The sequence below is a fragment of the Paenarthrobacter sp. GQ52 genome (assembly GCF_059759005.1).
Genome location: NZ_JCAXEJ010000015.1, coordinates 102,166 through 112,351 on the forward strand (window position 1 = coordinate 102,166; position 10,186 = coordinate 112,351).

13 protein-coding genes are annotated in these 10,186 nt (G+C 60.9%); 2 read left to right on the forward strand and 11 right to left on the reverse strand.

What is annotated here, in order from left to right:
• Both AC6CH8_RS17370 and AC6CH8_RS17375 read left to right on the forward strand, forming a co-directional pair.
• Complete coding sequence (locus AC6CH8_RS17370) at nucleotides 1-357, forward strand: cupin domain-containing protein (protein WP_091465153.1); 357 nt, start codon at nucleotides 1-3, stop codon at nucleotides 355-357.
• A gap of 1 nt (nucleotide 358) precedes the next feature.
• On the forward strand, nucleotides 359-883 hold the full coding sequence (locus AC6CH8_RS17375; RefSeq protein WP_498191634.1) for a flavin reductase family protein: 525 nt from the start codon (nucleotides 359-361) through the stop codon (nucleotides 881-883).
• A 123-nt stretch (nucleotides 884-1,006) separates the two neighbouring features.
• On the opposite strand, the gene AC6CH8_RS17380 is transcribed toward AC6CH8_RS17375, so the two are convergent.
• The 11 genes from AC6CH8_RS17380 to AC6CH8_RS17430 all read right to left on the reverse strand — a co-directional run.
• Nucleotides 1,007-1,327, reverse strand: coding sequence for a putative quinol monooxygenase (locus AC6CH8_RS17380; RefSeq protein ID WP_498191635.1), 321 nt, complete (start codon nucleotides 1,325-1,327; stop codon nucleotides 1,007-1,009).
• A gap of 118 nt (nucleotides 1,328-1,445) precedes the next feature.
• Nucleotides 1,446-2,339: a carbohydrate ABC transporter permease gene (locus AC6CH8_RS17385; protein ID WP_091465147.1), complete on the reverse strand. Its 894-nt coding sequence runs from the start codon at nucleotides 2,337-2,339 to the stop codon at nucleotides 1,446-1,448.
• Nucleotides 2,339-3,355 (reverse strand): carbohydrate ABC transporter permease, encoded by a 1,017-nt coding sequence (locus AC6CH8_RS17390; RefSeq protein WP_498191636.1) that lies wholly within the window; start codon nucleotides 3,353-3,355, stop codon nucleotides 2,339-2,341. The genes AC6CH8_RS17385 and AC6CH8_RS17390 overlap by 1 nt, the downstream gene beginning before the upstream one ends.
• A 5-nt stretch (nucleotides 3,356-3,360) precedes the next feature.
• Nucleotides 3,361-4,770, reverse strand: coding sequence for an N-acetylglucosamine/diacetylchitobiose ABC transporter substrate-binding protein (gene ngcE, locus AC6CH8_RS17395; RefSeq protein WP_402936692.1), 1,410 nt, complete (start codon nucleotides 4,768-4,770; stop codon nucleotides 3,361-3,363).
• Between the two features lie 150 nt (nucleotides 4,771-4,920).
• Nucleotides 4,921-5,571, reverse strand: coding sequence for a hypothetical protein (locus AC6CH8_RS17400; RefSeq protein ID WP_498191637.1), 651 nt, complete (start codon nucleotides 5,569-5,571; stop codon nucleotides 4,921-4,923).
• Between the two features lie 95 nt (nucleotides 5,572-5,666).
• Nucleotides 5,667-6,077: an MmcQ/YjbR family DNA-binding protein gene (locus AC6CH8_RS17405; protein WP_498191638.1), complete on the reverse strand. Its 411-nt coding sequence runs from the start codon at nucleotides 6,075-6,077 to the stop codon at nucleotides 5,667-5,669.
• A gap of 49 nt (nucleotides 6,078-6,126) precedes the next feature.
• Nucleotides 6,127-6,933 carry a polysaccharide deacetylase family protein gene (locus AC6CH8_RS17410; RefSeq protein WP_498191639.1) on the reverse strand — a complete coding sequence of 269 codons (807 nt, stop codon included), beginning with the start codon at nucleotides 6,931-6,933 and terminating at the stop codon, nucleotides 6,127-6,129.
• A gap of 138 nt (nucleotides 6,934-7,071) precedes the next feature.
• On the reverse strand, nucleotides 7,072-7,497 hold the full coding sequence (locus AC6CH8_RS17415) for a CoA-binding protein (RefSeq protein WP_498191641.1): 426 nt from the start codon (nucleotides 7,495-7,497) through the stop codon (nucleotides 7,072-7,074).
• An 87-nt stretch (nucleotides 7,498-7,584) separates the two neighbouring features.
• Complete coding sequence (locus tag AC6CH8_RS17420) at nucleotides 7,585-8,523, reverse strand: hypothetical protein (RefSeq protein WP_498191642.1); 939 nt, start codon at nucleotides 8,521-8,523, stop codon at nucleotides 7,585-7,587.
• Complete coding sequence (locus AC6CH8_RS17425; protein WP_498191643.1) at nucleotides 8,520-9,074, reverse strand: RNA polymerase sigma factor; 555 nt, start codon at nucleotides 9,072-9,074, stop codon at nucleotides 8,520-8,522. The genes AC6CH8_RS17420 and AC6CH8_RS17425 overlap by 4 nt, the downstream gene beginning before the upstream one ends.
• Nucleotides 9,075-9,438: 364 nt before the next feature.
• Nucleotides 9,439-10,186, reverse strand: a 748-nt coding sequence (locus AC6CH8_RS17430; RefSeq protein ID WP_498191644.1) for an HNH endonuclease, incomplete at its 5' end; no start/stop codon positions are given.

Here is a 10,186-nt window from a genome sequence, read left to right on the forward strand (position 1 = left end):
ATGGCAAAGCCCGAAGTGGAGTTCACGCCTGTATCCTCGGTGGACTTCGCACCCTGCAACCCACACATTGAGGGCCTCTCCGAGGCCATCCTCGCCCGCGACTCGGACAACGACAGCGTCACGCGCATCCTGAAGTTCGAGCCCGGAACGGACACTTCCCCCAACGGAGTTCTGACTCACGATTTCTGGGAAGAGGTCTTCATTTTCGAAGGCTCGTTCGTTGACCAGCGCCTCGGCAAGACCTTCAAGGCCGGCGACTGGGCAACGCGGCCTCCCGGGATGGAGCACGGACCATGGGTTTCCGAAAACGGCGCCAAGATGTTCGAGGTCCGGTACTACGCGGAGCGGAGCAACTGACATGAGCCTGGCACCAGCTTTCACCATCCCCGACGCCATGGGGATGCGCCGCGCCATGGGCCGATTCCTCACCGGCGTCGCCGTGGTCACCACCCAGCACGAGGACGAGCAATACGGGATGACCATCAGCTCGCTGACCTCCATCAGCCTGGAACCGCCCATTCTGATGATCTCGCTGAACTTCGGTACCCGGACGGGCGAGGCCCTGATGGAGAGCGGTAAGTTCGCGGTATCCATCCTCGGCGCCAAGCAGGAGTCGGTGGCCCGGCGGTTCGCTGTCCGCGGCGGGAACCGCTTCGCTGAAGGAGACTTCGACGTCACAGACAGCGGGCTTCCGGTCATCAAGGGCGCCCTCGCCCAAGCTGATTGCACCGTTGTGCAGCAGTACGACGTCGGAGATCACCAGGTCTTCTTCGGCCAGGTCACCACGTGCCGGGACCGGGACGGCGAGGTGCTGGCGTTCAAGGCCGGCCGTTTTGGCTCATTCAGCGACTTCGGCCATGCCGAGATTCCCTGGATGTTCTGAGTAGTACGGTCGAGGGCCTGTGCCGCCACGACCTTCTTTGAATCACAACCGCCCCCGACACGCCTCTTTGAAGGTGTGTCGGGGGCGGTTTTGGTTCCAAAGTGGGTGGATGCGGTACAGCCGCTAGTCGATAGTCAGCTCGCCCATGCGGTCCCAGCCACTGCCCTCGAACTGGCGGCTGATGATGTGGGGAGTCTCCGCGAGGGCCTGCGGCATGTCCGCCATGGCCTTCTTGAAGTGCTCGCTGTTCACATGGGCCTCAGCGGCATCATCCTGGAAGGCTTCCACCAGGACGAACTCGTTCGGGTTGTCCACACTGCGGGACCAGTCGAACCACAAGTTGCCGGGCTCTTCGCGGGTCGCCTTGGTGAAGTCGGCCACCAAGTCCAGCCAGCGCTCAGACCAATCGGGCTTGACGTTGAACTTGACCACAATAAAGATCACGGGCTGCTGCCTTTCGTTGCACTACAGAATCCGTTCCATCTTTTCAGAGTCAACGCCCGACGGCGGCCCGCACCTTAAGGTGAGGACCGCCGTCGAAGGCTGTTTTAGCTTGGTTGTGTTACTTGGAGGTGCCCTGCGAAACGGAACCCTGCAGCTGGCGCTGGAAGATCACGTAGACGATGAGCACCGGAATGACGGTGACACTGACGGCCGCGAACAGCGCGCCGTAGTCCACGGCGTAGCCCATCTGGCCGGCGAAGGCCGCGAGTTCCTGGGAAAGGACGCGAGGACCGGCTGCGTTGATGGACACCGGAATGAGGAACTGGTTCCAGAGGCCCAGGAAGTTGAAGATGGCAACCGAGGCGAGGCCCGGCTTGGCCATCGGCAGCATGACCTGGAAGAACGTCCGCCACTCCCCTGCTCCGTCGAGGGCCGCTGCTTCAGTGATTTCGTGCGGCAGCGACTTGAAGAAGGAGAACAGGAAGAACACGGTGAACGGAAGCGCGAAGCCCACGTACACAAGGATCAGTCCCGGCAGGGTGTTCAGGAGGCCCATGTTCCTCAGGACGAAGAACAACGGCACCATGGCGAGGAAGATCGGGAAGGTCAGGCCCGCGAGCATCAGGTAGTAAATGGCCCGGCTGCCCCGGAAGGTGTAGCGCGCCAGAACGTAGGCGCACATGGCCCCGAGGACCATGACGATCACCAGTGCCACGGCCACCACCAGCACCGAGTTGAGGAAGGCAGATCCGATGCCTGCCTCGCTCCAGGCCTTGACGTAGTTGTCCAGCTTCCATTCACCCGGCAAGGCGAACGGCGACGCGAAGATCTCGCTGGACGTCTTGAAGGAGGACATGAACGTCCACAGCAAAGGAAGAATGACGATGAGGGTCCAGATGGTCAGCGCTGTGTGCGAGACCGCTCCCACCACTTTGTCGCCCGTAGTGGTTGCCGGTGTCCGCGGCTGGAAGTGAAGTGACTTCATTTCCGGAGTTGAGACTTTGGTACTCATTACAGGCTCACATCCTTATCGCCGCCGGTGAGCCGGTTGACCAGGAAGACCAATCCGGAGAAGATCAGCGTGGCAACGGCCAGCACAACGCCCATGGCGCTGGCGAGGCCGAACTGCCCCTTGCTGAACGCGGTGAAGAACAGTTGCTGTGCCATCACGAGCGTGGAGTTGTCGGGGCCGCCGCCCGAGTTCAGTGCCGCCATGTAAACGAACGCGTCCAGAGCCAGGATGCCCATGTAAATGTAGGCAGTCTGGATGTTGTCGCGAATCAGAGGAATGGTGATGGACACCGCGGTGCGGAAGCGACCGGCACCATCGATCCTGGCGGCCTCGAAAAGCTCGGCAGGAATGCCCTTGATACCAGCCACGAACAGGACCATGTAGAAGCCAACAAAGCCCCAGACAATCACGAACATGGTGGCGATCATTGCGGTGTTCTTGTCACCCAGCCAGGCAAAGTCCTTGAACTGGTCCATGCCCAGCCCTGTGAGGATGCCGTTAAGCAGGCCACCCGAGGGATCGTAGATCTGTCCCCACATGATGCCGATCGCGATCGCCGGAATCGTGTAGGGGAAGAACGACACAACCCGGTAGAAGCTGGAGTTCCGCAGGCCCTTGATCTGGCCTTTGCTGCTGCCGCCAACCGTCACCAATGATGCGAGCACCAGGCTCAGGATGATGGTGATGATGGGGAGGAAGATGACCAGGAGGATGTTGTTTCCCATGGCCTTCATGAAGATGTCGTCCGTGAAGATCTTGGTGTAGTTCTCCAGGCCGATGAAGTTCTGGTTGGGAGAGAAACCGGACCAGTCCGTCAACGAATAACCGAAGGCTTGCACGAAGGGCCAAATCACGAACAACAGGTAGATCGCCAGCGGCAGTCCGAGGAAGACCGCGAAGAAGCTGACCTTGTCCCATGTCAACGGTTTCCGCCGCCGCTTAACCAACTGCTGCGGAGCCGTTGCCGGAACGACGGCGGCCAGGCCGTCGTCGCTCCGGCTCTGCTGAGTTTTCACTGAAGTCACTTCACTTCGATCTTCTTGACCGAGCTGTCGTTACGGACCTTGTCGGAGATGTTCTGCAGTGCGGAAGTGAGGGTTGCGACGTCCGACTTGCCGTCAAGGAAGCTGTTCCAGACCACCAGTTGGTCCTTGTTGGTTCCGTAGAGGTCAATGAAGTTCCAGGTGAAGATGTCCTCGCCGGCGTCAGCGAGCAACTTGGTCTGCGAGACCAGTGCCGTGGAACCGAAGCCGTCGGCCGGGACCGTGTCCTTGACGATGGTGGGGGCCAGTTTGGTCTTGGCGAAGTTGGTTGCAGCCTCCTTGGACAGCATGATGCGGAGCAATTCCTTGCCACCGGCAGCGTTCTTGCCCTGCGAGGGAACAATGAACGGCTCGCCCGCAGCGCTGTGGAGGGACGTGTAAGGCAGCTTGGGGCTGGCGCTGACCGTGGGCACGGGCGCTCCCATCATGTTGAAGCCGGCCTTGGTCTGGTCCTTCATTTCGTTTTCAATCCAGGAACCTGACGGGTAGAACACGGCCTCCTGGGCGTTGGTCCACTGCGCCTGAGCTGCCGTGAACTGGGTGCCGGAGCCACCGGGCTTGAAGAAGCCGGCCTTCACGATCTTGTCCAGCGCAGTGAAAACGGACTGGATAGCCGGGTGGGACCACGAGTCAGCAGTGAGGTTCTCCAAGCCGATGCGGACTTCGTCGCCGCCTTCCTTGACGGCGGACGCGATCGCCATTTCCTGGTAGTACGTGGCAGCTTCCTTGCCCCATACGAACAGGTACTTGCCCTTGGCCTTGGCCTGCTCGCCCAGGGTGTACATCTCATCCCAGGTCTTTGGCAGGGTCCAGCCGTTTTCCTTGAGGAGGGAATCCGAGTACCACATGGCGAACACCGTGAGCACATAGTTCAGGGCAGCAAGCTTGCCGTCGAAAGTACCTGGAGCCAGTACGCCGGTGTACAGGGTGTCCTTGATGACCTTGCCTTCGAGGTTCTTTGCCTCCACAAGGGGGGTAAGGTCTTCGAGCTGGGCCAGGATGGTGCTGAAGCCGATGGCTTTTGCACCGGAGTTGTCGATCAGGTCCGGCGGGTTGCCACCGACGAACCGCGGCTGGAGCTCCTGGGCGATATCGGTGGACGGGGCGATCTTGGCGGTGGAGCCCTCGTGCGTCTTTTCGAAGATCTTGCCGGCGAACTCGACATAGTCGATGCCGTAGCCACCCTTGAAGATCACGGCGTCGAGGGTGGCCTTTTCCGCCATGCCGAACGGGTTGGTGTCCGAAACAGTGCCGGTGGGGCCGGTGGTAGTGCCGCCGCCACCTGCGGCACAGGAAGCAATGGTTCCACCCATGGGCACGAGCACGGCTGCTGCGAGTGCTCCGCGCAGGAATCCACGGCGTCCGACGGACTGGTGCTGAACGTTCATTTCTAAACCCTCCAGTGACTCGTAGTGTCGACTGTTGCGGCGGGAAAGCCGTTCAGTCAGACAGTCTGGGTAGGCGCTCTGGCAGCACCAACCTTCTGTGACATAATTCACCACGAATGATCGAAAATCAATCTTTCTTGGCAGTTTCGATCAACATTTGTCAAAGCGTGATCTTTCTACGGCCCTTCTGCGAGGGCTTTTCCACACTGTGATTGCCTGCCGTGCCATGGCCCTCTGCCGCTCAGTTCCCAGTCGTGCCGCCCATTGTTCGGCCAATTGGAACTCCACCAGGGCTTCGGTGAGCCGGTTTTTATCCTGCAGAAACGCACCAAGGCTTGCGTGCAAAGCAATCATCCAATGCTTGGTTCGCTCATCATGGGCTGTGGACGCATATTCAAGGGCGCTACGCATCCACACTTCGGCGTTGGCAGCATCTGCGATGGAGAGCATGTGCAGGGCATCGACAGCCAGGAATTCCTCACCAAGATGGTCCGCCAACTCCGCCGCCTGCTCCAAGAGAGGCACAGCCATGGCGGCCCGCCCGTCGGAGTTAAGAACCCGACCGCGCTCAAGGAGGATCCGCACACCAACAGTTGGCTCGTCGTCGTCAATTTCGTCCAGGAGGGCATCGGCCTCTTCAAACCGGCCCTGCAAACCAATGGCCCGCCCAAGCTGGGTTGCCAACTCAGCGCGCTCGTCGGCGTCGTACATTTCCTCGACCATCGCGGCGCGGAACGCTGCCTCGGAAGATGCAGGATCGCGAAAGTTCCATAGGTGGTCCAGTGTCTTCTGATCCAGCATCAAACCGCTCCTGACCAGCCAGTGACTGAGGTCTTTAGGTATGCAGTATCAATCTAGTCCCATGTCAGCGCCGTGGGGAGGGGTTTGCGGGCGTGTCAGTTGCGCTGTGGTTTTGCGAGCCTGGCCCAGCCAAGTTGTTCCTGCTGCTTGCGGCTCAGCGTCGCCACCACCAGGTCATACGAGTCCTCCACCATGTCCCGGATCATGTCATCCGGCAGGGCGCCGTCCAGGCGGACACCGTTCCAGTGCGTCTTGTTCATATGCCAGGCACCGGTGATTTCAGGGTTTGCTGCCCGGAGTTGTTCAGCCAACGCCGGCTCGCATTTAAGGCTCACGGACCAGTTGTCCGGATCCATGGTGGACAACGCGAACATTTTGGCCTCCTGACGCGAACCACCCGCGACGGCGGAACGCACCTTGAACACGGAGGTCTCGGGACCGAACGGGAAGTCTTCGAACGCGCCGGGAAAGCCAAGGCAAATCGAGCGGAGGGTGGAAACATCCATGGGGAGAGCCTACTGGCGCTCCGGGCGGCGGGCCATGCTGATGCCCCGCCTACGCCACGCCCAGGAAGTCCTCCAGCAGCACCACTTCAAGTCCCGCCGCCAACTGGGCAGCGCGGAAAGCAGCGAGGTCAGCGGCGAACTCAGCCCGGAAATGCATGAGCACAATGTCACCGGGACGCAGTGAATTGCCCACCTGGTAGTCCATCTTCCCGGCGTTCGCCTTCGCCTCCCACGTAACGATTGCCTTCATTCCTGCATCAGCAACGGCCTGGCGCATCACGTTGGAGTAGGCGCCTCCCGGGGGCCGAAAAAGCGTAGGACGGCGGCCGTAGTGCTGGAGCGCGTACTCCTGCATTCCCACCATGTCGTTCAATTGCTGCTGATAGCCCCACTGCCTCACCATGTTGATGTTGTGAGTGACCGTGTGGTTCTCGATCAGGCTGCCCTGGGCTTTGAACGCGTTGAAGAAAGCCGGGTTGTCCGCGATGGTGTCCTTGGTGAGGAACAGCGACGACGGATAGTCGTACTCCGCCAGGAGCTTGATCGACTCCGGCGTTTTGATGTTGCCGTCATCAATGGTCAGGAAGACCACCGGATGCTTGGTCTCGATTTTGGTGATCACCGGAGCCAGCCCACCAACGATCGGCGGCAGCTGGTAATCCGGGATAAACGTGCGGCGGATGCGTTTGGTGGCCGTCAGCGTGGGAGTTGGAGAAGCGGACGACGTCGGAACCTCGCCTCCGACTGCCAGCGCACCGTTCGCCCCCGGCACCTCGGGCGATACAGCAGCGCCACTGGGCGTCAGCGCCGGCGTCGAACTTTCAGCGGCAGTGCACGCCGTCAATCCGGCCACCACGGAAGCGCCTAAAACACTGAAGACGGCCCGTCTGCTGGGCGTGGAAACAGGCACCGCAGAATGGCCACCGAACATGGTTGTCCCCCAAGACTCAAGAAATGATTCAGCTGCAATCTAGCAGAGGAATGTGTCCCCGAATCACAGGCCGTACTGCCAGCCTTCACGTGCCGGGCAGGAGTTGACCACCACGTCGAGTCCGGCCTCACGTGCACGCTGCACGGCGTCGTCGTCAAAGACGCCGAGCTGGAGCCAAACAGCCTTTGCGCCGATCGCAATCGCCTGGTCAATCACTGCGCCCACGCGTTGGGAGTTCACGAAGCAGTCAACAACATCGATGGGGTGCCTGGCCTCGGGGATGTCCGCGAGGGTTTCATACCCTTTTTCGCCGTGCACGTCCTCGCCCTTGAGGTTGATGGGGATGATCTCCATCCCCATGGTGTCCCGTACGTACAGCGAGACGTCATGCGCGGAGCGCCACGGGTTGGTGCTGAGGCCAACGATGGCCCAAGTGCCTTTTGTTCGCATCAACCGCTCGACGACGGCCGGATCGTTGACATGCATCATGACCCAAGCCTACTCCGGCCTTCTACGAGCAGCTTTGCCGAATATCCTGCACGTTAGGCATGGTTTCCTTAGTCGGCCGTTCCCTTCCTAGCGTCGGTCGCCGTGCTTAAGCCACTGCTTCCACTTGTCCGCAGCTGTCTTTAACTGTTTGTCGGTCAGTTGCTTGCCCGTCAGTTGCTTGCCCGTCAGTTGCTTGCCCAGACCGGGAGGCACGTGTGCGGGCTTGGTGGCGTTCGGTCCCGGCAAAGCAGGCGTCGGCTTCCCGGCACCCTGCAGTGAAGCATCAGGCTTAGCGGATTGCTGCTTCTCCGCCTTGATCGGGGCGGGCTTTGTCTGCAGGTTCGGCGCGGCACTGCCCGGTGTGGAGCCACCCGGCGCGGAGCCACCCGGCGCAGAGTTGCCCGGTGCGGAGTTGCCCGGCGTGGAGCCGCTCTGTGCGGGGCCGGCGGGAGCGGGGACGGGAAGCACATCCTGTGCCTGTGCCTGTGCCTGTGCCTGTGCCTGTGCGGGAGTTTGGGTAGGTTCAACGCGGCTTGGCACGGGTATGGATGAAGCGGTTGGGATCGGTGGAACAGCTGCAGGATCCACGACAGGAGCGGGTTCCGTGCTAACGCGCGGGGCGTCGGGAATCGGAAATACCGGTGCGGCGGCCACTGGCTGAGGCCGGACGTTGCCCAGAAGTTCATCAACGAAGGAAGGGTTCCGGGTGAAGCCGGAACTGGCAGCGGCAACACCGCTGACGCCTAGGCCCATCGCTGCCACCACGGCTACGCTCACTACCGCCGTGCGGTGTTTGTGCCTCCAGCGACGTTTGGAGACTTCATCGTGCGGACCAGCCAGCATGGCGGAAAGCTCCGCACTCGGAGTTGGGGCTGCAAGGTTGGCGAAGGAACTCAATGAGAGGAGCGCCTGCCGGACGCCGGACGTGGCATCAGCATCAGCATCAGCATCAGTGGCAATGACAGCATCGGCGTCGAGTAGCAGCTCCTCCACGATTGCTTCGCGTTCACTATCCCTGTATGTCATGGCGACACGTATTCCTTTACTGCCGAGTGCTCACGGAGCGTAATAAGTGCCCGCCGCTGCAGTTGTTTTACTGCCCCGGCGGATTTCCCCATGATGTCGGCAACCTGTTCAACGGTCAGGCCTGCCACGATTCGAAGCGTCAAGACCTCCCGCTGGTCGTCACCAAGGTAGTCCAAAAGCCTCATGACCTCTTTGGGCGCCAAAAGACCCATGGCTTCCGCCTCCGCGGAACTCACTTCCCGAGTATCCCGTTCCGGCTCAAACTCGTGGTGTTCCGGTGCCCTGCTTTGCTTCCGATGCTCATCCACCATGCGGGCATGAGCCACCGAGAAGATGAAGGTCCGGAGGCCGTGAATCCCGCCGCTGATGTCATCCAGTCGGGGCAGAACTGCCAAGAACACGTCCTGGGTGATTGCTTCCGGGTCTTGCACACCTTTGGCCGTCAGATAGCCGAGAACCTGGCCGGCATAAGTCTGGTAGACGGCGCCGAACAGTTCCGCGTTATTGCCCTTGAGTGCATGTAGCGCTTCATCGGTCAATGCGTCGGTCACAGAATGAGGCTTTCGATCGGCGGCAGGTCCGTTACTTGGGCCTGGACATCCGCCTTGTCACCAACGGACGACCCCACCAAGGGTAACTGCTCTCCGCGCCCTTCCGTGGAAGGACCCGCTATCCCGACCAACTCCCCGGCCAACTCGCCGGAGGCCAAACTTTCCGAGACCTCCCCGGAGATCAAACTCTCCCGAAACAAGGAAGAACCGAGCTGGAACATGATGGGGGACAAATTCCAGCTCGGCCCTTTCAATGACGTAATCGTCGCGGCACCCCAAAGGGTTACGCGGGCTACGAACTTTTTTCAGAAGTTTCTTGAAGGCGCATTGAGGTGGGCAGCACCAGGACATCTGCGGCGTATGTCTACGTTCTGGAGGGGTGGTGTCCGGGTAGGGGTGGGGCTTTCGATTGATAGCTGTGTCCGGTGGGGGTGCTGATTTCCAGGGTGTGTATACCCCCGTGCACGTCAGCATGGACGGTTTTGCTGGTCCAGCCGGGGTTTTCCTTGGTGTGGTTGCACGCCTCGCATAGACCTGCACCGTTGGCGAGGTTTGTTTTCCCTCCGGAACGCCAAGGAACCACATGGTCGATATGCCGGATGGGCGCATCGCAGTACGGCGTGCGGCAGGTGTGGTCGCGGGTTTCGATGAAACGCCGAAGCCTCGCCGGGAAGAGCCGGGCTTTGGAGTCCATGCTCAGGAGCTCACCACTGGCCGGCGCGGTGTAGAGCCGGCGAAGCCAGACAGTGAGCTCTGTATCCGCCGTTCTCGCGTGGACCTGGCCAGCTTGCCCCGAACCGACTATTTCCCTCCCCCATTCTGCCGGGACGATTCCGTAGCCCTTGAGCCGGGCCGGTTCGCTGTCGCCTTGGAACAGGGTGCGGTCGGTCATGACAAGGTCCAGGTTGATCCCTGAAATCCCGCCGGGTGTGCCGGTGACGCGCTCGACCAAGGTATCGGCCATGACTTGACCACGGGTCGGGACAACACCAGAGCCCGCATCCCCGCTGGAACGGGCCGAATCAGCAGCCTGGCAAAGAGCAGCGTAGACCGCCACCCCTTGGGCCACAGGAAGCAGCGCCGTCAGGTACGTCATGGTGTCCGGCGCCGGG